15 protein-coding genes are annotated in these 21433 nt (G+C 64.2%); 7 read left to right on the top strand and 8 right to left on the bottom strand.

What is annotated here, in order from left to right:
- Positions 1-51: 51 nt before the first annotated feature.
- From AAG591_RS09385 to AAG591_RS09400, 4 genes are read right to left on the bottom strand one after another with little or no spacing between them, the layout of a single operon-like run.
- Positions 52-1959, bottom strand: coding sequence for a sialate O-acetylesterase (locus AAG591_RS09385; protein ID WP_342530931.1), 1908 nt, complete (start codon positions 1957-1959; stop codon positions 52-54).
- Positions 1956-2840, bottom strand: coding sequence for an SMP-30/gluconolactonase/LRE family protein (locus AAG591_RS09390; RefSeq protein ID WP_342530932.1), 885 nt, complete (start codon positions 2838-2840; stop codon positions 1956-1958). The genes AAG591_RS09385 and AAG591_RS09390 overlap by 4 nt, the downstream gene beginning before the upstream one ends.
- Positions 2831-3616, bottom strand: a complete 786-nt coding sequence (xylB, locus tag AAG591_RS09395) for a D-xylose 1-dehydrogenase (RefSeq protein WP_342530933.1) — start codon at positions 3614-3616, stop codon at positions 2831-2833. The genes AAG591_RS09390 and xylB overlap by 10 nt, the downstream gene beginning before the upstream one ends.
- 57 nt (positions 3617-3673) lie before the next feature.
- Positions 3674-4798: a fumarylacetoacetate hydrolase family protein gene (locus AAG591_RS09400; RefSeq protein WP_342530935.1), complete on the bottom strand. Its 1125-nt coding sequence runs from the start codon at positions 4796-4798 to the stop codon at positions 3674-3676.
- A gap of 82 nt (positions 4799-4880) precedes the next feature.
- Here AAG591_RS09400 and AAG591_RS09405 point away from each other — a divergent pair, with 82 nt between their 5' ends.
- A complete protein-coding gene (locus tag AAG591_RS09405; RefSeq protein WP_342530936.1) occupies positions 4881-6551 on the top strand; it encodes a glycoside hydrolase family 43 protein in 1671 nt (556 codons plus the stop codon).
- Here the strand turns inward: AAG591_RS09405 and AAG591_RS09410 are convergent, their stop codons facing one another.
- Positions 6552-7670, bottom strand: coding sequence for a hypothetical protein (locus tag AAG591_RS09410; protein ID WP_342530937.1), 1119 nt, complete (start codon positions 7668-7670; stop codon positions 6552-6554).
- 17 nt (positions 7671-7687) lie between these two features.
- On the bottom strand, positions 7688-8722 hold the full coding sequence (locus AAG591_RS09415; RefSeq protein WP_342530938.1) for a glycoside hydrolase family 5 protein: 1035 nt from the start codon (positions 8720-8722) through the stop codon (positions 7688-7690).
- 99 nt (positions 8723-8821) lie between these two features.
- Here AAG591_RS09415 and gluP point away from each other — a divergent pair, with 99 nt between their 5' ends.
- Positions 8822-10090: a glucose/galactose MFS transporter gene (gene gluP / locus AAG591_RS09420; RefSeq protein ID WP_342530939.1), complete on the top strand. Its 1269-nt coding sequence runs from the start codon at positions 8822-8824 to the stop codon at positions 10088-10090.
- A 308-nt stretch (positions 10091-10398) separates the two neighbouring features.
- Here gluP and AAG591_RS09425 read toward each other — a convergent pair whose 3' ends face one another.
- Positions 10399-12921 (bottom strand): glycoside hydrolase family 3 protein, encoded by a 2523-nt coding sequence (locus tag AAG591_RS09425; protein ID WP_342530940.1) that lies wholly within the window; start codon positions 12919-12921, stop codon positions 10399-10401.
- 230 nt (positions 12922-13151) lie between these two features.
- Between AAG591_RS09425 and AAG591_RS09430 the strand changes: the two genes are divergently transcribed.
- The 4 genes from AAG591_RS09430 to AAG591_RS09445 are packed head-to-tail and all read left to right on the top strand — an operon-like array spanning position 13152 to position 18266.
- Positions 13152-13454: a DUF4212 domain-containing protein gene (locus AAG591_RS09430; protein ID WP_342530941.1), complete on the top strand. Its 303-nt coding sequence runs from the start codon at positions 13152-13154 to the stop codon at positions 13452-13454.
- Positions 13451-15223 (top strand): sodium:solute symporter family protein, encoded by a 1773-nt coding sequence (locus tag AAG591_RS09435; protein WP_342530942.1) that lies wholly within the window; start codon positions 13451-13453, stop codon positions 15221-15223. The genes AAG591_RS09430 and AAG591_RS09435 overlap by 4 nt, the downstream gene beginning before the upstream one ends.
- A gap of 14 nt (positions 15224-15237) precedes the next feature.
- The gene (locus AAG591_RS09440; RefSeq protein ID WP_342530944.1) at positions 15238-15456 is read left to right on the top strand and encodes a fibronectin type III-like domain-contianing protein; all 219 of its coding nucleotides are present in this window, start codon (positions 15238-15240) and stop codon (positions 15454-15456) included.
- A complete protein-coding gene (locus tag AAG591_RS09445) occupies positions 15453-18266 on the top strand; it encodes a glycoside hydrolase family 31 protein (protein WP_342530945.1) in 2814 nt (937 codons plus the stop codon). Before AAG591_RS09440 ends, AAG591_RS09445 begins: the two co-directional genes overlap by 4 nt.
- A gap of 32 nt (positions 18267-18298) precedes the next feature.
- On the opposite strand, the gene AAG591_RS09450 is transcribed toward AAG591_RS09445, so the two are convergent.
- On the bottom strand, positions 18299-19477 hold the full coding sequence (locus AAG591_RS09450) for a Gfo/Idh/MocA family protein (RefSeq protein ID WP_342530946.1): 1179 nt from the start codon (positions 19475-19477) through the stop codon (positions 18299-18301).
- A gap of 204 nt (positions 19478-19681) precedes the next feature.
- Between AAG591_RS09450 and AAG591_RS09455 the strand changes: the two genes are divergently transcribed.
- The gene (locus tag AAG591_RS09455; RefSeq protein ID WP_342530947.1) at positions 19682-21433 is read left to right on the top strand and encodes an ABC transporter ATP-binding protein; all 1752 of its coding nucleotides are present in this window, start codon (positions 19682-19684) and stop codon (positions 21431-21433) included.

Genomic DNA, 21433 nt, shown 5'->3' on the forward strand with positions numbered 1-21433 from the left:
CCGCTCCGGCCAGCGCGGCACTCCCTGCGAGAAATCCGCGGCGGCAGATGGTCACTTGGTCACCGGCAGTTCGAAACCGGGGACTGGGATCTCGCGCGCATCGTACAGATTGACGATCGGCGCGTCGGACCATGCATAGCGCACACGCGAGACAGGCTGGCCATCGTTCACGCCGATCACCATCCGCTGTCCATCAAGTGTCGGCACCGCCCAGCGGCAGCTTTCCTGCGTATTGCCGCAGACTTCGACGCCGAGCGGGTAGGGCCCGCCGAGCGCCTGGAGATCGCCTTCTACCCCCGTGAACGTCACGAGGATATTGTCGCCCGAGAACGAAGCGCTCCTGGGCATCGGCATCGCCTTGCCCTCGGCCGCGTAGGCGAGGCGCTTGCCCAGATCGTTCTTGTTCGCCGGGTGGATATCGTTCGGCTCGCCGATATCGATCGCGGTGACCAGTGCGGCGTTGCTGTCCGCCGCGACGCCATCGAGCTGATCCTGCCGCAACTGCGCCCAGCCCGACGCCGTCGGTTCGCTGTGCCGTGCGCCGAAATCGGCCAGCTGGACCACGAGCATCCGCGTCTGCGGGCCGAACTGGCGCCGCCAGCCCGCGAACAGCTCGCGCAGCTTGGCGTCGTAGTCGGGCTGGCCGACATCCGCCTCGCCCTGATACCATGCGACGCCCTTCAGCCGCATCGGACCCAGCGGAGCGATCATGTAGTTGTGCATCACGCCGAGGCCGGCATTGGCATCCCAGGGCGCGCGCGGTGGTACCCCGGCGACGGTGCCGATCGAGTACTCCCAGTCGGCACCCAGCGGGATTGCGCTGCCACCGGCCGGAGTGAACGACAGGCGATCCGGTCCGGCGAAGAAACCGCCGGTGTCCCACATGTTGTTGGCGGCGATCAGGATCTCGTTCTCGCCCTCGTGCAAGTACTCAGCGGGGACGCGATAGGTGCGCTCCACGCCCCAGCCGAAGGTGTAGCCGACCGGATGTCCGTTGACCCATGTCAGGTCGAGATCGTCGATCGCGCCGATTGCCAGAGCGCCTTCGCCCGCAGCCTGTTGCGCGGTCAGGTCGATGGTCTGGCGCAGCCAGACGTTGGCTTGTGGGTTGGTATCGAGCCCGGTGCCGGTCCATTCGTTCCAGAAGGAGAATTTGGGGATCGGCTTCCAGTCGAGCATCGAACTGTCGGCCCACGGTTCGCGGCCCTTATCGTTGGCGCGCCACCAGTCGTACCACTGCGGCACGAAGGCCTGCGCCGCAGCCAGCGGGTCGCGCTGGTAGAGCCGCAGCTGCGCCAGCGCCTCGTCGCCATACATGTTCGCCACGCTTTCGGGCGTGAACCATGCGCGTGCGGCGCTGCCGCCCCAGTTGGAATGGATGAGCCCCAGGGGCACGTCGCGATGATCGGCGCGCAGCTGCTTGCCCATGTAGTAGCAGGCGGCGGAAAACTCGGCGACGCTGTCGGCGTCGGCGGCGTGCCAGGCGACGGGTTCGGAGAACTTGGTTTGCGGTACGGGCGCGGTCGTATTGGGAATCTTGAGCAACCTGATCCCGTCGTCGGGGGAGAGGCGCAGTTCGTTCCAGGTGTTGAGCGCCCGGTTGACTGTCAGCTCCATGTTCGACTGGCCCGAGCACAGGTAGACATCGCCGATCAGGATGTCGTGGAGCACGGTTTCGCCGGTCGAATCACGCAAGGTCAGCGATATTCCATCGAGGGTGGCATCGCGTGCGGGGAATGAGAGTGTGAAGCTTCCGTCGCTGCCCGCCATGGCGCGCGCCGTGTCGGTGCCAAGCATCCCCTCGACCGTGCTGCCGGGGGCGGCGCTGCCCGAGATCAGAATGGGCTCGCCGCGCTGCAGGACCATGCCATCGCCATAGGCGGCACCGGGCTGGGGTGCGGCGAGGGCTGGGGCGCTGGCGCTGGCGAGAAGCGCGACGAGCGCGAGTGCGCGCCTCACGACAGTTTCACCAGCGGCTGGGCGAAGCCTTTGACCGGCGCATCGAACGCCAGCAATCCGCCTGCGTAAGGGTACTTCTCCATGTCTCCGGGCTCCATGTTCTTGGTCGCAGTGGTGACGTAGCCAGTCGCGAATTCAGGGCCGCCGAAGGCCATCTTGGTGATGTCGCGCGCGGGCATGGCGATCGTCGCGACCAGCTCACCCGAGGGTGAGAAGCGGGCCACGCTGCTGCCGACATAGAGGCCGGTCCAGACGTGATCCTCCGCATCGACCACCGGCCCATCGGGATACGCGTCGGGGAACAGCGCGCCCGTATCGACATAGGGCCGCGCCTCGCCAACGCCATCGCGAGACAGGTCTGCGACCATGATCTTCTGCGCGGTGGTGTCGGTGAAATAGATGCGGTCGCCCGCGCGGTTCACGGCGGGGCCGTTGGTGATGGCAATTCCGCTGGGCCCGGCGGCGCGAATCTCGCCCCGGTCGAACACGTAGAACCTGCCCGAAGCCGAGCCTTCGCTGTCGTCCATCGAGCCGAACCACACGCGGCCCCACGGATCGGTGCAGGCATCGTTGAGGCGGTTGCCCGCCGGTTCGCCGGGCACGCTCATCAGTTTGGTGAAGGTCTGGAGTTCGGGGTCGAAGGTGTAAAGCCCGTCCTGCAGCCCGCACAGCAGCAGTCCGCCCTCCGCAGGGAGTGCCCAGCCGATCTGCCCGGGCGCCTCGGTGAAGCAATTGCTGCCCGTATCCGGGTCATAGTGCCACAGCCGGTGTCGCTTGATATCGACGAACCAGACGACCTGGCGCTGCGCATCCCACAGCACGCCTTCGCCAAGCTGGCTCTGCGCGTCGATCACGCGGCGAACATCGGCCTTTATCTCCATCCAGCATCCACCCAGTAATTGTGCGAGGTGCAAAAGCGTGCGTCGTCCGAGACGAGGAACATGGCCATCGCCGCAATGTCGGCAGGCTGGATCCGCCCGTCGAGGCACTGCGCGGCCACGATCTCCGCTTCGCCTTCGGGGGTGTACCATTTCATCTGCCGCGGCGTTTTGACATTGCCCGGGACGATCGTATTCACGCGGATATTGTCGCGACCCAACTCGCGCGCCAGGCTGCGGGTCAGCCCCTCGATCGCGGCTTTGGCGGTCTGGTAGATCGACAGGTCTTCCAGGCCCAGATGCCAGCTGATCGAGCCGAGGTTCACGATGCTGCCGCCGCCCGCTTGGCGCATGGCCGGCACTACGGCCTTGGCGGCGAAGAACTGGTGTTTGAGGTTCACGGACATCCGCTCGTCCCAATACTCGGGCGTCACGTCGAGGACCTTGTGGCGGTCGTCGTTGGCGGCGTTGTTGATCAGGGCGTCGCAGCCGCCAAGCTGATCGACGAAATGGGCGATCTTCGCGCCGTAATCGGTGCAATCGGTGATGTCGCACTGCTGGTAGATCGGCTTGATCGGCGCATCAGACAGCCGATCGACCAGAGCCTTGCTCGATTCTTCCTGCACATCGACGAAAGCGACTGCCGCACCTTGCCGCACGAAGCCTTCGACAATCCCTTCGCCGATCCCCGAAGCGCCACCGCTGACGATCACTCGCTTGCCGCGCAAGCTGGGATAGATCGCAGTCTTGTCGTCCGGTGCCAGCTTGTCTTCTCTCATCCGGTGGCCGTCTTCCTGTCTGGCATGCGTTGTATCTAGTCGAGAGGTCGCCATGCTTCAGACCTTTTCGACCAGGCCGCGTCCGGCCAGATTGCGTATGAATTCGCCGATGCCCATGGTCCACGCCGGGGCATCGCGCGATGTCGTCACGGTGTTGCTCAGCGTGCCGATCCGTTCGGATTTGATCGTCACCACATCGCCGAGTTTGTGGGTGAAGCCTGCCCCGGGCTCGTCGCGGTCCTGCGTGGGCGCGAACAGCGTACCGCAGAACAGCACGAACCCATCGGGGTAATGATGCTCGGATAGCGATTGCGCGACCAGATCGAGCGGATCGCGACTGATCTCGGCCATCAGGTTGCGCCCTTCCAGCCGGTATCCTTCGGGGCCGTCGATGGTCAGTTCAACATCCGCCTTGCGCACATCGTCGATCGTGAAGCCGTCGTCGAACAGGCGGATGAACGGTCCGATCGCGCAGGATGCGGTGTTGTCCTTCGCCTTCGACAGCAGCAGCGCCGAGCGTCCTTCGAAGTCGCGCAGGTTGACGTCGTTGCCGAGCGTCGCGCCGACCACTTCGCCGTGAGCGTCCGACACCAGCACGACCTCGGGTTCCGGGTTGTTCCAGCTCGAATCCGACCGCACACCGATCTGCGCGCCGTGCCCGACCGAGGAAAGCACAGGCGACTTGGAGAAAATCTCCGCGTCCGGACCGATCGCAACCTCGAGATACTGCGACCACATGCCCTGTTCGATCAGCGCATCCTTCAGCTGCTGTGCGTCGGGCGATCCGGGTACGACCGAGCGGATGCCAGACCCGATCTTGCCTTCCAGCCCCGCGCGAATCTCTGCCGCCTTGCCCGCATCGCCCCGTGCGCGTTCCTCGATCACTCGCTCGATGGCGGAGACGGCAAAGGTGACGCCGCTGGCCTTGATGCATTGCAGGTCGATCGGGCTGAGCAGTTGCCAGCCTTCGGGCAGGCCGTCGGCCACCGGGCCGATGGCGTCGCCGCCATCGAATTCGCGCCGCGCAACCGCGCCGGCGACCGACGCGGCGGACGAGGTGAGATCGTAAATGACGCCACCGCGAATGGCGATGACCACCGGTCCTTCGGGCGCCAGAGCGCGCCCAAGAAACCGACCTTCCGCGAAATCCGCGGGTAGAATTGCCTTCAGATCATAGGCCATGTTGTGGCTCTTGCCCTCTCCTGTGGGAGCGCTACCATATGGACGCCGATTGGCGGGAGCAAGGATAAAGGGAGTGGACGGGGTGTCGATACGTTTGAAGCAGTGGTCGATGCCCGTGATGGGCTGCTTGGCGCTCTTGTATCCGGCCTCGATCGCGGCTCAACCGCGCGCGACTTTCGACTATGTCGAGTATCAGGGGCTGGACGAAACGCCGCCGACGCCCGAGGGTTTCTATCGCAATCCGGTGCTGCCGGGTTTCCAGCCGGACCCCTCGATCGTGCGGGTTGGCGACGATTTCTACGCGGTTAACTCGACCTTCGTCTGGTTTCCGGGCTTGCCGATCTATCACAGTCGCGACCTTGTCCACTGGAACCTGATCGGCAACGCAATCGACCGGCCGGGCCAGATGGATTTCAGCGGTCTGGCAACCGACCGCGGGCTGTTCGCGCCGGCGATTTCCTATCACGATGGCCGCTTCTGGATCGTCAACACGTGCATCGAATGCGGCGATAATTTCGTGATCACCGCCGATCGCCCTGAGGGGCCGTGGAGCGATCCGTCGTGGCTCGATTTCGGCGGGATAGACCCGTCGCTCTACTTCGAGGGTGATCGCGCGTGGATCGTCTACAACGACGCACCTCCGGGCACGCCGCGCTACGAGGGGCACCGCGCTCTGTGGCTGCAGGAATTCGACAAGGCGGCGATGCAGGTGAAGCCCGAGCGGACGCTGCTGGTCGATGGCGGTGTCGATCCGTCCAAAAATCCGATCTGGGCGGAGGGTCCGCACATATACAAGATCGATGGCTGGTACTACCTGCTCACCGCCGAGGGCGGCACGGCGGACCAGCACTCGCAGACGATCTACCGGTCGCGCTCCATCGACGGGCCTTACGTTCCCGGCCCGGTCAACCCGATCCTGACCCAGCGCGACCTCGCGCCCGATCGGCCCGACAGGGTCGAGGCGACCGGCCATGCGGACATGGTGCAGCTCGACGACGGTAGCTGGTGGGGGCTGTTCCTGGGAACGCGCCCCTTCGCGGGGCAATCGACCCTGCTGGGTCGCGAAACCTTCCTGCTACCGCTCAAATGGGTCGATGGCTGGCCGCGCTTCCTCGACCCGGGCGAGGCCGTGCCGCCGCTGGTCGCCACACCCGATCTGCCCGTTTCGCCGGGCGCGGATTTTGCATCCTGGCGAGACGACTTCGATCAGGTGTCGCTGTCGGACGAATGGATGACGATGCGCAGCCCCACCGGCGAATCGCAGATGTCGCACGATTTCGAGCGCGGAGAGCTGGAACTCGTGCCCGGTACAAAGGCGGCCGGCACTCTCGACAGGTTTGCCTTCATGGGTCGCCGGATGCGTCATCATTCGGCCGACTTCACAACCTTTGTCGATCTGGCGAGCGAAGGCGAGGGCGACTTCGCAGGCCTGCTTGCATTCATGGACGAGGATCACTTCCTGACCGTCGGTATCGAAGATGCGGGCGAAGGAAACCGGATCGTCGTTCGGCTGCGCAAGGACCCGGAGGATGCGGAGCGTGGCGCAGTCATCTACAGCACCCCGTGGGATGGCGACGAGGCACAGCTGCGCCTGGCGCTGCGCGGGGGCACTGCCACTGCGAGCTGGCGCCGTCGCGACGAAGATGACTGGCAGCAGTCGCCGCAGATCGACGTCGAACCGCTCGCTTCGATCCACGCGGGACTGTTCACCGGGCTGGTGGTCGGCCCCTACGCGGTCGCGGGAGAACGCTGATCAGTCGGTCTTGAACACGTAGACCGGACCGATGTCGATCGACTGGACCTCCGCGGCGAAATGCAGCGCCACCTGAGCGGAGCCAGCGGGGATGTCGCGCGGGGCGACGGTGTTGATCCGGATCAGCTGCCATTTCTGGCCGACCTTGAAGATGTTTTCCGCAAAACCGTCGTAGGGCGGCGTGTTGTCCTGAATGCGCATGGCGACCAGGCCATTCCCATCGGGAGTTTGCGCGCTCACCGTTTTGGCGGCGATGGCGATCAGCAGTTTGTCACCCGCTGCGATGTCCTGCTCGATCGGAATGCCCGCGACGAGATCCCAGTCGTTCTGGCCGAGTTCGGTAAGCGAGAAGCGCGTCGCGTGGCCGAGCCAGATGCCCGGCTCTTCGCGCGCCTCGATGGTTCCGACCACCGCCGAATTCTGCCAGTTGCGCATATCGGGCTGATTGAGAAGCGTGCCAGCCCCGACAAGCGGTGCGGGTATCAGCGGCTCGTCGTTTGCCACCGGCTTTTCTTGCGCTGCCTTAGGGGCCCCGAGAATCGAGGCCGCACCCTTGACCACAATCGTCTGGCCGATCTCTATCGTCTGCTTCGCGGCCCCGAACTGCAATGCGATGGTGGCGTCTTTCTGCTTGATTGGCAGGTTCGCGGTGCCGGTTACTTCGTACCACTCCCAATCGGGGCCGATCGACAGGGTCTTCTCGCCGAAGCCGCCATAGGGTGGGGCGTTTTCCTGCACCCGCACGCCTAGCAGCCCCTTGCCGTCCGCCGTGTCGGCGGAGACGGTGCGGGCGTAAAAGCCGACGGTGACCGTGTCACCGCGCTCGATCGGGGCGAGCAGCGGAACGTGGGTCTGGCTGGACCAGAGTTCGGGTCCCTTGGTCTTCACCTCGTAACTGCGCGCGGCACCCCCACCGGGGATATCGGCGCTCTGCACGCCTTTCACGTCGAGCGCAGTCCCCTGGGTCGGCCACACGATATCGCGCGGGTCGTTGATCAGGTCGCCGGGCAGCTGTTCGTCAAAGGCCTGCAATTCCGGCGGGATCTGTGCTGCTGCGGGCGGGGCCGCGAGCATGAGCATGGGGAGGGCGAGGCCGGAAAGTATGTGGCGAGCACGCATGTCAGGCTCCTTGCTGGTCAGTCGTCTTCGGGAAGGCCCATCGCGGCCCGCATGCCGGGCAGCCATTTGCCGCTCTGGCGATCCCAGAAGGGGAATGTGTTGGCGTAGGCCCAGGCGCACATGCCGATGCCTGTCGACGCGAAAGCCTCGCGAACCGTGCGGTGATAGGTAACGCGGTCGGGCGTGGAGATATGTTTGTCGTACGCGCCGGTTTCTCCCATGAAGGGGACCTTGCCGGTGCGCTCGATATAGGCGGCGACCTTGGCTGCATCCCGCGCCAGCATTGCGCGATCTTCCTGCGTCGGGAAGGTGCGACCCGGCGGAGGAATGTCGGGCCCAGCCCAGTCTGCGCCCTGATGCGTGAAGGCGAACGGTTCGTAATAATGGAAGGTGGGATAGACATTGGGATCGTCGGGCAGGGGCAGGGTGGCGAGCGAATCGACCCCGCTCCAGTTCTGACCGCCGTAAATCACCGGACGAGTTGCACTGACTGCGCGGACCGCGTCGTAGGACGGGGCCAGTGTTTCGATCAGGTTGGAATTGTCGAGTTTATCGTGCGGCTCGTTCTCGAGTTCGAACCACAGCGTATCCTCCGGATAGTCCGCGAAACGCTCGGCGATCTGCTTCCAGACCGCGCCGTGCCATTCGGCGACCCCGGCCGGATCTTCGAAGATCGGGTCGAAATGGTGGCTGTTGAGAATGACGTTGAGATCGGCGGCAAGCGCCTGGTCGACGACGGTCTGCACGCGGTCCATCCACGCCGGATCGACCGCCCACGGTGCCTGCTGCTGAGTCTTGTTGTGCCAGCGCACCGGAATGCGGACGGTGTCGAAGCCCGCCGCCTTGATCCGCGCGAAGTCCTCCGGAACGATCAGGGCACCGCCCCACGCGCCCTCTTTTTCCGGCTCCAGCATGTTGCCCATGTTGATGCAGGTGCCGACAGGAAGCGACGAAGCTGTGGAAACGTTCTCAATGGCAGCAACGCTTTGTCCAGCGGTGCTGCACGCAATCAACGAAATTGCGCATAATCCCATTGTCATGGAACGTCTCATCCGGCATCTCCCCTTAGTCGGCTCTACGTGACCGCTGTCGGGTAGCGCTAACATGATAAGGCACGGCGGGTAAAGCGCCGAGGGGTTGAGGGGAAAGAAATGAGTCGTCGGTCCGGCACGCTCGCCGCGTTTATTGCGGTCACTACGCTGTTCTTCGCATGGGGCTTCATCACCAGCCTGATCGACCCGCTGGTCGCGGCGGTGAAGGGCATCTTCACGCTCAGCGATGCACAGGCGCAGCTATCCGCCTCCGCCTTCTTCATCGCCTATGGTTTGGTCAGCTTTCCTGCGGCCGCGATCATCGCGAAATGGCGCGCGGTTCCGTCCATTCTCGTGGCCCTCGCAATGATGGTTGTGGCGTGCCTGATCATGCTCGGCGCGGCCAATATCGCCAATTACAACCTTGTGTTGCTTGGCCTGTTCGTGCTGGCGAGTGGCATCACCATCCTGCAGGTCGCTGCCAATCCGCTGGCCGCGGCGCTTGGCGATCCGGCAAAGAGCCACTTCCGCCTTACGCTGGCGCAGACCTTCAACAGCTTCGGTACGATTATCGGCCCGGCACTGGGGGCAAGCCTGTTCCTGTCGGGTGTCGAGGTCGTCGACGGCGTCGCGCTGACCGACGAGGTGCGCAACAACGCGCTGGCAGGCATCGACCGCGCCTATTTCTGGATTTGCGGGCTCCTGATCCTGCTTTTCCTGTTCTTCTTCCTCGCCCGCAAGACCGTGCAGCGCGCGGCACCCGTGATCGGTTCGGGCAAGAACATCGCCCAGCTGATCGGCGAGGCATTCTCCTCGCGCTGGGCGCTGCTCGGTGCATGCGCGATCTTCCTCTACGTCGGGGCAGAGGTGGCCATTGGCACGCAGATGGCGCTTTTCCTCAACAGCGAGAACACCTGGGGCATCAGCCTCCAGAAGGCTGGCACGCTGGTAAGCTTCTACTGGGGCGGTGCATTCGTCGGGCGGCTCATCGGCAGCGGCCTGCTCTATTTCGTGAAGGCGAACCGCCTGCTGGCGCTCTTCACCGCCATCACTTGCGCCATGTGCCTCTATATCTTCTTCGTCGGCGGCGTGACCGCAGGCTATGTCGCGCTGGCGATCGGCCTGTTCAACTCGATCATGTTCCCCGTGATTTTCACCCTTACGCTCGAACGGTCGAGCGCGAGCGAAGAGGCGACGTCCGCGCTGTTGTGCACCGGGATCGTGGGTGGTGCAGCAATACCATTCGCGGTCGGCGTTCTCTCGGGTCAGACGAACTACACCTTCGCCTTCATCATCCCGTGTATCTGCTACGCGCTGCTGTGCCTGTTCGCCTTCTCGGCGGGTCGGGCGCAGACGGTCCGGGCAGCAGAAGCGGCTTCTACGCACTGAGTAACGGCAGGGGCGGCGGGTGATGGCCCGCCCTCTGCCGAGCGCTGAATGACATCGCATGGCCTCGGTCGGGGACCGGGGCCATGCGTTGCGTTTTGTGGCGGGCGCCGCACACGCTGCAGTCAGGCCTTACCCTCTCGGTGGAGAGCTCGTCCGGGTTAGTATGGGGGGTTTCCACGCCAGCAACGCAACAGCCCGCGCATGACCATCGGTCGTTGCGCGGGCTGGAATCACGCGAGAAGGGCGCGTGATGGGGATGGCAATCGATGCGAGGTCACGCGGACCTCGCGTCGTTCAATCGTCGTAGATCAGGAGCAGGGCAGAATTACCTCTGCATCGGTGCCCAGCCGCACTTCGCCGATTGCGTAGTCGGTCTTGCCGGTGGTCGTCAGCACGAACGGCTCGGTCAGTTCGGACACGTCCGCGCCCTTGTTGCGCAGGCATTTGAGCGGGATGCCGTAGCGCACCCACCGGTTGCCTTCCGGAAGCTTGACCGAAGAGAAGCCCTCACTGTCCGGACCGATCGAACCGAGCATCGCGCTGTCGGGCGCGTCCCACACCTTCATCGTCGCGAGCAACAGGATGTCGGCATTGGTTTCCTTGGCGATATCGACCGGTTCGAAATTGCGCAGGGCCACGCTGGCCGTGCCATTGTCGATCGAGATGCGGCGTGCGCCTTCCTGGACAATGAAGTTCTCGGCAGTGACGCGGACCCGTCCGCCCAAGGCCTCTACCGGCACCGTGGTGACGCGGGTCTGTTCGCCGGTGTTCTGGCCATTGACCAGCAGCGACCAGCGGGCAGCAGGCGCGCCGGCGCTGAACCACAGGCGGCTATCGCCCGCGAGTTGGCTTGTATCCAGTTCGGGCAGGGCAGACCATGCTCGGCTCGGGCTCGCGTAAGTCAGGCCGTATCCGTAATCGAACAGCGCGCCGTCCTTCATGTCCGCAGTGCGGGGCCAGGCGGCGGGCAGTTTGCCGGTGAAATCGAAACGCGGGGTGCCGCTGGCATCGCCCACCAGCACGTCTGCAACCCCTTCACCCTCGCTGCCGGGCAGCCACGCGACCACGAAGGCATCGGCGGAATTGAGCGCAGGATTGGCGTAGAGCGGACGCCCGGTGAGCATCAGCGCGATCACTGGAATGCCCTGCGCCTTGAGCTTGCGCATCGTTTCGTAAGGGCCGGTGAGTTCGGGATCGAGCGCCAGCGTCGCGCGGTCGCCCTGGAATTCAGCGTAGGGCGTCTCACCGAACACGACCACTGCTGCATCGGGGCGCTGGGTGAAGCTGCCGTCGGGCGAAAGCTGCGCGCTGCCGCCCGCTGCCTCGACTGCGTCTTCGAGCCCTGTCCAGATCGAGGTTGCGCCGGGGAAGTGGCTGTTGTCGATGCCCGTGCCCTGCCAGCTGATCGTCCATCCGCCCGACTGGCGGGCAAGATCGTTGGCCCCATCGCCTGCGACAAGCAGCCGGCCACCAGGCTTCAATGGCAGCACACCCTGGTTCTTGAGCAGCACGAGCGACTTGCGCACCGCCTCGCGCGCCACGCCGCGGTGTTCGGGCGAGCCGAGCTGGTCGTAATCGCCCGCGAGCAAACGGTCGGACGGCTTGCCGGCATGGAACAGGCCGAGCCGCGCCTTGACGTCGAGGATGCGCGTCACTGCGTCGTCGATCCGGGCCATCGGGATTTCGCCACTGCGCGCGCGCTTCAGCAGGTCGGTGTAGATCGGCTTCCAGGTGTCGGGCGCCATGTACATGTCGACCCCCGCCATCAGCGCCTGCGGACAGCTTTCGTTGGTGCAGCCTTCAACCTGGCCGTGCGCGTTCCAGTCCGACACGACGAAGCCGCCGAAGTCCATCCGGTCTTTCAGGACGCCGGTCACGAGCGACTTGTTGCCGGTCATCTTCTTGCCCTGCCAGCTGGAGAAGCTGACCATCACGGTCGCCACGCCTTCGCCAATAGCCGGGCCGTAGGGCGCGCCATGGACGTCGCGCAGCTCCTCTTCGGTGACCGAGCTATCGCCCTGGTCGACGCCGCCGTCGGTACCGCCATCGGCAAGGAAATGCTTGGTGGAGGCGATCACGTGCGGACCGGCAAGAATGTCGTTGTTGCTCGGCGGGCCCTGCAGGCCGCGCACCATCGCGCCGACGTAGGACGCGACAAGCTCGGGATTGGAGGAGTAGCCTTCGTAGGCGCGGCCCCAGCGGAAGTCCTGCGGCACCGCGACTGTCGGGGCGAAGGTCCATTCCTGCCCGGTGACGCGGATTTCCTTGGCGGTAACCGCGCCGATCTGTTCGATCAGGTCGGGGTCGCGCATCGCGCCAAGGCCGATATTATGCGGGAAGACTGTCGCGCCGATGATGTTGGCATGGCCGTGCACAGCGTCCACGCCCCAGATGATCGGAATACCGACGCCGCCGTCGGACTTGTCGACCGAAGCATTGTAGAACGCATCGGCTGCCGCCAGCCAGTCGGGCGCGGGCGAGAGGTCGTTGCCGTTGGGGCCGCTGTTGCCGCCGACGAGAATGGAGCCGAGGTTATACTTCTTCGCATCCTCGGGCGTGACGCAGCACAGATCGGCCTGGACAAGCTGGCCGATCTTTTCCTCGAGCGTCATTCTGGCAACGAGATCGGCCACCATCGTGGTGTCTGACTTGGGAAGGACTACGGGGTATTCGTAGGCAGGCCAGATGTCAGGATGTGCAACGGCCTTGCCGTCTTGCATTTTCGACGCGCCGTCGGACGATTGGCCGATGGTTGCATCTGGCCCCGTGGCGCATGCGGTTGCTGCCAATGCCAGAGCGAGCCCACTCGCCAAGCGTTTCCAGTCGGTCATTCTTTCCTCTCCCTCGCGCGGCTTTGTGCCACGGTGCCTCTATGGGAGCGTTATCATCCCTTCAATTGCCTCTGCGGGCAAGGGGGAATTCTCCCACGGACCATATTTGCCCTAGGTTGGTGCGACGATCGGGAGTTGCCCAATGCGATCGCACGTCTTAGGCTGTGGCGTTGAGCGCGACACAAGTGATATCATATAAATCGCAGGCGCTCTGGGGAGAGGGTGAATCGATGGCTCATCGCGATGATAGCGCTACCAAATCGTATTGGCGCGCCAATTTGCAGCTGCTCGCAATCCTGATGTCGATCTGGTTCGCCGTGTCGTTCGGCGCCGGAATCCTTCTCCGCGACTTTCTCGACCGCTTTATGATCGGCGGATATCCGCTGAGTTTCTGGTTCGCCCAGCAAGGCTCGATCTACGTCTTCATCGTCCTGATCTTCTATTACAGCTGGGCGATGCATCGGCTCGAGCGGCGCTACGCGCTCGACGACGACGACGAATCGCAGCCCACCGGCGAAGGCGTTTCCGAATGAGCACGCAGATGCTCATCTACCTCTTCGTCGGGGCAAGCTTCGCGCTCTATATCGGGATTGCGTTGTGGACGCGTGCTGGCTCGACCTCCGAATTCTATGTCGCAGGCGGGGGAGTCCATCCCGTGGTCAACGGCATGGCAACCGCCGCCGACTGGATGAGCGCGGCGAGCTTCCTGTCGATGGCGGGCCTCATCGCCTTCATGGGATACGATGGCAGCGTCTACCTGATGGGATGGACCGGCGGCTATGTCGTCCTCGCGCTGCTGCTGGCACCATATCTGCGCAAGTTCGGCCAGTTCACCGTGCCCGATTTCATCGGCACGCGGTACTATTCGAAGGTCGCGCGGACCGTCGCGGTAGTGTGCCTGATCTTCGTCAGCTTCACCTATATTGCAGGCCAGATGCGCGGTGTCGGAATCGTCTTTTCGCGCTTTCTCGAAGTGCCGGTGGATCTTGGCGTCATTATCGGGATGGGCATCGTGTTCGTCTACGCGGTGCTCGGCGGGATGAAGGGTGTGACCTACACGCAGGTGGCGCAATATTGCGTGCTGATCTTCGCCTATCTCGTGCCCGCGATTTTCATCTCGTTGCTGGTGACCGGCAATCCGGTCCCACAGCTTGGGCTCGGATCGCAAGTAGCCGACGGTTCGGGCATGTACGTGCTGCAAAAGCTCGACGCGTCGCTCGTCGACATGGGCTTCGCCGCCTATACCGCCAGCACCCGATCGACGATCGACGTGTTCTGCATCACCGCGGCGTTGATGGTCGGCACTGCCGGGCTGCCACATGTGATCGTGCGGTTCTTTACCGTGCCGAAGGTCTCGGACGCGCGCCGCTCGGCCGGATGGGCGCTCGTGTTCATTGCTCTGCTTTACACCACTGCTCCTGCCGTCTCGGCCTTTGCCCGGCTCAATTTCAACGAGACGATCGATCAGACACAATATGCCGACGCCCCCGGCTGGTTCGGCAATTGGGAGAACAACGACCTGATCGCATGGCGCGACAAGGACGGCGACGGGGCAATGGACATCGCTCCGGGCGATGCCTTCGAAGGCGCGCCCGCCTATACCGGTGAGCGCGGGAAGCATGGCGAGCGGGTGCTTTCGAATGCTCCCGCAGACGGTGCCAACGAGGTTTATGTCGACCGTGACATCATGGTGCTCGCCAATCCGGAAATCGCCAACCTGCCCGGGTGGGTCATTGCACTGGTTGCGGCGGGCGGACTTGCCGCAGCGCTTTCAACCGCAGCGGGACTGTTGCTGGTGATCTCCAGCGCGGTCAGCCACGACCTGCTCAAGCGCACCTTCCGGCCTACCATCACCGAGAAAGGCGAGCTGCTCGCCGCGCGTCTGGCAGCGACAGCGGCGATCGTGGTTGCGGGCCTGCTCGGGATTTATCCGCCGGGGTGGGTCGCGCAGGTGGTGGCCTTCGCCTTCGGCCTTGCTGCCTCCTCGCTCTTCCCGGCGATTTTCCTCGGCATCTTCACAAAGCGGATGAACCGCGAGGGCGCGATTGCAGGGATGGTCAGCGGGCTTGGCTTCACCTTCTTCTACATCGCCTGGTTCAAGCTGTGGAACCCGGCGGCGAACGTGCCGGAGAACTGGCTGCTGGGCATCTCGCCCGAGGGGATCGGCGTGATCGGCATGCTGATCAATTTCGCGGTCGCCCTGCTGGTCAGCCGCGTCACCGCCGCACCTCCGGCACAGATCGGCGATCTGGTCGAACGGATACGCACTCCGCGCGGGGCGGCGGCACCGGTCGAGCACTGATCGAAGAGACCGCGATGAAACATGCGATCCCCAAGGCCTCCTTCACCCTTTCGGCAGACCAGTTCGCGCTGTGGTCGCGCGATGGCGCATGGGTGAGCGAACCCGGAGAAATCGAACTGATGGTCGGCAGTGCGTCCGGCGATATTCGTGGCCGCGCATCGGTCACCATCGATGGAGAGGGACGGGGCTCGATTGCGCCCGCAGCGATCCCGACACGGAGTAAGGTAAAATGATCATGCGGCTCGTCACATTCGCAACGGCAACGCTCGCGATTGCAGCGCCAGCCTTGGCCGGAGAGGCAGAGGTTGTACCGCACGGCACCATCGTCACCACCGACGCGGGGCAGAAGGTGCGGGTGCTCGCCTACGCCGACGGCACGTTCCGGGTGACCGTGGCCAATGTGCTGCCCGACGCGCCGCCGACCGCGATGGTGGTGGCCGAGGCCGATGGTTCGCCACAGGTCGATGTGGACGACGCTTCCGTCACGCTCACCACCCCGCAATCTTCCGCCAGGATTGCGCTGGCCGACGGTCAACTGACCGTGCGCGATGCAGAGGGGAAGCTGCTGCTCGATGAATATGCCCGGTCGCGGCGGATCGATCCGGTCACGCTCGAAGGGCAGCAATGGTTCAAGACGCGCGTCCAGTTCAATCGCGGGACCGACGAAGGGCTCTACGGTCTCGGCCAGCAGCAGAACCGTCAGATGAACTATAATGGCGAGGACGTCGAACTCGCCCAGCACAACATCGCGACCGCGATCCCCTACCTTCTGTCGACGCGTGGCTATGGCATTCTGTGGGACAATGCCTCGATCACGCGCGTCGGCGACCCGCACCCGTATGAGAAACTCGCGCTCGACTGGAGCGCGCAGTATTATCTGGGTGATCGCCTCGCGCTCGAACGCACCGAGCCGGTGATCGACTACCAGTTCCTCGACGATCAGGAGCGCTGGCCCGAAGAGGCCAAGGCCGACACCGTCGCCGCAACCTCGGGCCAGAATACGCAGGGCAATGCGGTGCAGACGCAGCGCGTTGTGTGGACCGGCAGCTATACCCCGGAAAGCTCAGGGAAGCACGAGTTCCGGCTCTATTCGTCGAGCTACGTCACCGTTTACGCCAATGGCGAGAAGGTGCTCGACCGCTGGCGCCAGAACTGGAACCCCTGGTATCATAATTTCGAGCTGGAGCTGACCGCCGGAGAGCCGGTCGACCTGCGCGTCGAGTGGGAGCCCAACCAGGGCTACATCGCGCTGTATCACGCCGATCCGCTGCCCAGCGAAGACCGCCACTCGGTCAGCTTCGCCTCCGAAGCGGGCAAGGCGATCGACTATTACGTCGTGCCCGGCGACGACATGGATGCGCTCGTCGCGGGCTATCGCCGCCTGACCGGCGAAGCATCGATGATGCCGCGCTGGGCCTATGGCTTCTGGCAGTCGCGCCAGCGCTACCAGACGCAGGACGAGCTGGTCGATGTCATGGAGATATACCGCGACGCGGAGATCCCGATCGACGCGATCGTACAGGACTGGTTCTACTGGCCCGAAGACCAGTGGGGCTGCAACTGCTTCGATCCCAAGCGCTTCCCCGACCCCGAGGGCATGGTCGATGCGGTCCACGATATGGACGGCCGGGTGATGATTTCGGTCTGGCCGAAGTTCTATCCGGATACGCAGAACGCCAAGGAGCTGGACGCGAAAGGCTACCTCTATCGCCGTCCGCTCGAAGCGGGGCAGAAGGACTGGGTGGGGGCGGGCTACGCCAACACCTTCTACGATCCCTATCCGGCAGAGGCGCGCGAGATATATTTCAACCAGATCGGCAAATCGCTGGTGCCGATGGGCTTCGATGCGTGGTGGATGGATGCGACCGAGCCCGACTGGCATTCCAACCTCTCGATCGAAGAGCGCGCCCGACAGATGTACAGCGCCGCGACCGACACGCCGGGTGCGGCGATCTTCAACAGCTACGGCCTGATGCAGGCGATCAGCGTGGCGGACGGACTTCGCGAAGTGCAGCCCGATCAGCGCCCCTTCATCCTCACCCGCAGTGGCTTCGGTGGGATTCAGCGTGCCTCTGCCGCGCTGTGGTCTGGCGATGTGGTGGCGCGGTGGGATGACCTGCGCGACCAGATCAGCGCGGGCACCAATATCTCGCTATCGGGCATTCCCAACTGGACGCACGATATCGGCGGCTTCGCTGTGGAGCAGCGCTATACCGACGAAGTGCCCGCAGAGATGCCGGAATTTCGCGAGCTGTACCTGCGCTGGTTCCAGTTCGGCGCGTTCAGCCCGCTGTTCCGCAGCCATGGCGAATATCCGTATCGCGAGACGCCGATCATCGCGAAGGATGATCCTGCGATGCTCGAAGGGCTGACCTACTACCATCGCCTGCGCTATCGCCTGCTGCCCTATATCTACACGCTCGCAGCCGACGCGCATTTCGATGCGGGCACGATCATGCGTCCGCTGGTGATGGATTTTCAGGCCGACCGTGCGACCTGGGAGATCGACGACGAGTACCTGTTCGGTCCGGCGATGCTGGTGGCTCCCGTAACCGAGTTCGAGGCGCGCGAGCGGCAGGTTTACCTGCCTGCGGGTGCCGACTGGTACGATGTCGCCACCGGTAACAAGCTCGCGGGCGGGCAGACGATCACCGCCGCCGCACCGCGTGAGCGGATGCCGCTGTTCGTGCGCGCCGGGTCGATCGTGCCGATGGGGCCGGTGGTGGAGTGGACCGGCGAAAACCCGGAAGGGCCGCTGACCGTGCATGTCTTCGCCGGAGCCGATGGCGCTTTCTCGCTCTACGAGGACCAGGGCACCGATATGGGCTTTGCGCGCGGCGAGTTCGCCCGCATTCCGATGGCGTGGGACGATGCAGCCCGTCGCCTCACCATCGGGGCGAGGGAGGGGCGCTTCCCCGGCATGGCCGACAGCCGCGAGATCGCCGTGGTGCTGCACACCGGTGACGAGGCTGGTGCGGTGTTCGATCAGGCCGAGGGGCAGACGGCCACCTATCGCGGAAAGAGCATGGAACTGGCGTTCTAGGACGCCAGCTTCCACGCCTGACGGACCGGGCTCTAAAGCCTGACGACGGCACCATCCTGATCGGCGCTGCGGTACATTGCCTCGATCAGGCGGATGTCGCGCAGCCCCATCTCGCCGGGAGTGCGATGCTCGGTGCTACTGCGCGCGGCTTGCGAGAACCCGTCGAGCTGCGCGGCGAACTGGTCGATCGGGTTGCCCGCGATATATTCGCTTGGCGGCTTGCCCGCTTCCTCCAGCCGGATGGTATTGTCGTAATAGGTCGTCGCGGGCTGCATCTCGATCGAGCCTTCGCTGCCGAAATAGCGCTGACGCGATACGTAGGGGTTCCAGCAATAGGATGACGAGCCCGAGAGGCTGATCCCGCTGGCCATGCGTAGCCGGTATTCGAGCCCGCCCTCGACCTCCGTAAAACGTGGATCGCCCTCGGGCGTCGAATAGACTGCGCTGACCGAAACGGGCGTATCGTCCGGCACCATCATCAGCGACGTGTTGAGGCCGTAGATGCCGATGTCGTACATCGAGCCTCCGCCGCCGAGCTCCTTCTCCAGCCGCCATTTGTGCGGTGGCCAGTCGGGGTTGGCATCGAACCCGTGATCGCCCGAAACGAACCGCATCGTGCCCAGATCGCCGTTCGCGATGCGGTCGCGCACGTGGACATTGTTCGGCTCGAAATGCACGCGGTAGGCGACGCCCAGCCTGCGGTCGTTGGCCCTGGCCGCCGCGATCATCGCTTCGCATTCCGCGCTGGTCGAGGCCATTGGCTTTTCGCACAGCACGTGCTTCCCGGCTTCCAGCGCGCGGATCGTGTATTCGGCGTGGAGGCCCACCGGCAGGACAATGTAGACGCAATCGATATCGTCCGCATCGCCGATATCGTCGTAATTGTTGTAGCCGAAGAATTGCGAGACGCCGTAGCGCGAACCCAGTTCTTCGGCCTTGGCGCGATTGCCCGACACGAAGGCGGTCATCCGCGAATGGCGGGCACTGGCAAACCCGGGAATGACCTGCCCGACCGCGAAGGTGCCGAGCCCGACGATCGCCCATCGCATCCGCGACTGCGGCACTTCGGGAAGCGCGGGATTGCCGATCAGCGGTTGCCCGATGGCCTGCTGCGCCAGAGCCTTGCCACTGCCGAACGACAATGACGCGCCGACACCCATTCCCAGCGCGCGACGTCGCGAAACGCCGCCTGTGTTTCGGACATCGCGCATGAAATCTCCCCCTGTTCGAACGAGGATTCAATCACGCTGCTCCTGCAAAGTCGAGTCGGACATGGCGGCATTACGCGGGTCGCTGCCGGTCTGAAAGCAGACCTCACCAATGTCGGGCGGGAGGGACGCCCCAGACGATTGCCGCCAATGCCCCCCTTTCCAAGCTTGCTTTGTCTTGCGAAGTGAACGATCCACCACACTGGTATGAGCGGCCTGCAGTATTACCTGCGCGAACTGCGCGCGTTCGCGGGTACGCGATTATGGCTGGCGCTGGCGCTGGTCGGGGCGGCCGCCGCGCTGGAGGGGCTGGGCTTCGTCGCCTTTGTGCCGCTGTTTCAAATTCTGCTCAGCAAGCCGGACACGGGCGTTGCCGCGAAAGTGCTGGGCGGGCTTGAGGCCTTCGGTCTGACAACGCCGTTTTCCCTGTCGATCGCACTGGCGGCTGCCTTCCTCGCGCTGATTACCATGCGCAGTTTCCTCCAATGGAAGCGTGATATCATGCTGCGGCGATTGAGCCTCGAATTCGTCGATCACTGGCGCCGGCGCACCATGATCGCGGTTTCTGCCGCGCCCTGGCAGGCGCTGATGGGCAAGCGGCGGACGGATATCGAGCATGCGATCATGGTCGACATCGGCCGGCTGTCGTCGGGCACCCAGCAGACCCTGATGGGAGTGGTCCAGATCACCATGATCCTCGCGCAGTTGGTCGCCATCGCCGTGATCGCGCCGATCATGCTGGGTATCGCGCTGGCGTTGCTGGTGCTCGCAGGCGTTTTCATCGTTCCGATCTCGCGCCTCGCCGCGATGCTCGGGCGGCGCAATTCAAGCGCGGGTCGCAAGGTCCACAACGTGCTCGGAAATTTCATGGCCGGTCAGAAGCTAGCGCGCCTGTCCGACGCGCAGGGCAGGTTCGTCGATCAGATGGACGGTGTGATGCGCGATGCCCGCAAGTGGCAGCTCGATTTCGTCGCATCGCAGTCGAAGGTGCGGGCGGCCTTCCAGTGCTTCGCAGCGCTTGCGGTGGTCGCCATGCTGCTGATCGGCTACTTCGGCCTTGCGCTCGATCTGCCGCGCCTGATCGTCGTTACGCTGATCCTCACGCGGATCTCAGGGCCTACGCTCGCCCTGATGCAGACGTCGCAGTCTACTGCGAACATGCTCGCAGCGCTCGATGCGCTCCGCTCGCTCACAGCCGATCTCGATCGGCCGGAGCCCAGGGTCGAGCCGGCCACACTCGAAAGCGCGCCTGGTAACGATCCGCCAGGACCTTTGCTGGAAGCGCGGGATCTCTGGTTCGCTTACGAAGCGGACGACTGGATATTGCGGGGTGCTTCCCTGAGCATCGATCGAGGCGAGATCGTCGCACTCGATGCTCCTTCGGGATCGGGCAAGACGACACTGCTCGATCTCATTACCGGGCTGATGCCTCCGGCTCACGGGACCATCATCGGTCAGGGGCGCATTCTGCAAGCGGATGCCGACTGGGAGGCGTGGCGGCGTTCCCTCGCCTATCTGCCGCAAGATCCCTTCCTCTTCGACACGACCCTTCGCGAAAACCTGCAATGGTGCGCCCCCCACGCGACCGACGCTGAGATGATGACGGCACTCGAAATGGCCGGCGCGCAGGAATTGCTGGCGCGCAGCCCGCAAGGTCTGGATACGCGGGTGGGCGAAAGGGGTCAGGCGTTCTCCGGCGGCGAGCGGCAGCGTATCTGTCTGGCGCGCGGGCTGATCCGGCGCCATGCTCTGCTGATCCTCGACGAAGCCACCAGCGCTATCGATGAAGACGGCGGTGCCAAGATCTTCGAAAGGCTGCGTCAGTGGTCCGATCGGCCAGCCATCCTGCTTGTTTCGCATCGCGCCGACACGCGCGGGATCGCAGACCGGATAGAGCGGCTGGAAGGGGGCAAGATCGTGCCTGCGGCAGTGCAGCCGCGCCGCAGCGTCGATGCCTGA

It is taken from the genome of Citromicrobium bathyomarinum, assembly GCF_038594485.1.
Classification (GTDB): domain Bacteria; phylum Pseudomonadota; class Alphaproteobacteria; order Sphingomonadales; family Sphingomonadaceae; genus Alteriqipengyuania; species Alteriqipengyuania bathyomarina_A.

Bases quoted from the DNA above. Each gene is read 5' to 3' on its own strand.
- AAG591_RS09390 (WP_342530932.1), bottom strand. From the start codon at position 2,840: ATGGAGATAAAGGCCGATGTTCGCCGCGTGATCGACGCGCAGAGCCAG.
- xylB (WP_342530933.1), bottom strand. From the start codon at position 3,616: ATGAGAGAAGACAAGCTGGCACCGGACGACAAGACTGCGATCTATCCC.
- AAG591_RS09400 (WP_342530935.1), bottom strand. From the start codon at position 4,798: ATGGCCTATGATCTGAAGGCAATTCTACCCGCGGATTTCGCGGAAGGT.
- AAG591_RS09410 (WP_342530937.1), bottom strand. From the start codon at position 7,670: ATGCGTGCTCGCCACATACTTTCCGGCCTCGCCCTCCCCATGCTCATG.
- AAG591_RS09415 (WP_342530938.1), bottom strand. From the start codon at position 8,722: ATGAGACGTTCCATGACAATGGGATTATGCGCAATTTCGTTGATTGCG.
- gluP (WP_342530939.1), top strand. From the start codon at position 8,822: ATGAGTCGTCGGTCCGGCACGCTCGCCGCGTTTATTGCGGTCACTACG.
- AAG591_RS09425 (WP_342530940.1), bottom strand. From the start codon at position 12,921: ATGACCGACTGGAAACGCTTGGCGAGTGGGCTCGCTCTGGCATTGGCA.
- AAG591_RS09430 (WP_342530941.1), top strand. From the start codon at position 13,152: ATGGCTCATCGCGATGATAGCGCTACCAAATCGTATTGGCGCGCCAAT.
- AAG591_RS09435 (WP_342530942.1), top strand. From the start codon at position 13,451: ATGAGCACGCAGATGCTCATCTACCTCTTCGTCGGGGCAAGCTTCGCG.
- AAG591_RS09440 (WP_342530944.1), top strand. From the start codon at position 15,238: ATGAAACATGCGATCCCCAAGGCCTCCTTCACCCTTTCGGCAGACCAG.
- AAG591_RS09445 (WP_342530945.1), top strand. From the start codon at position 15,453: ATGATCATGCGGCTCGTCACATTCGCAACGGCAACGCTCGCGATTGCA.
- AAG591_RS09450 (WP_342530946.1), bottom strand. From the start codon at position 19,477: ATGCGCGATGTCCGAAACACAGGCGGCGTTTCGCGACGTCGCGCGCTG.
- AAG591_RS09455 (WP_342530947.1), top strand. From the start codon at position 19,682: ATGAGCGGCCTGCAGTATTACCTGCGCGAACTGCGCGCGTTCGCGGGT.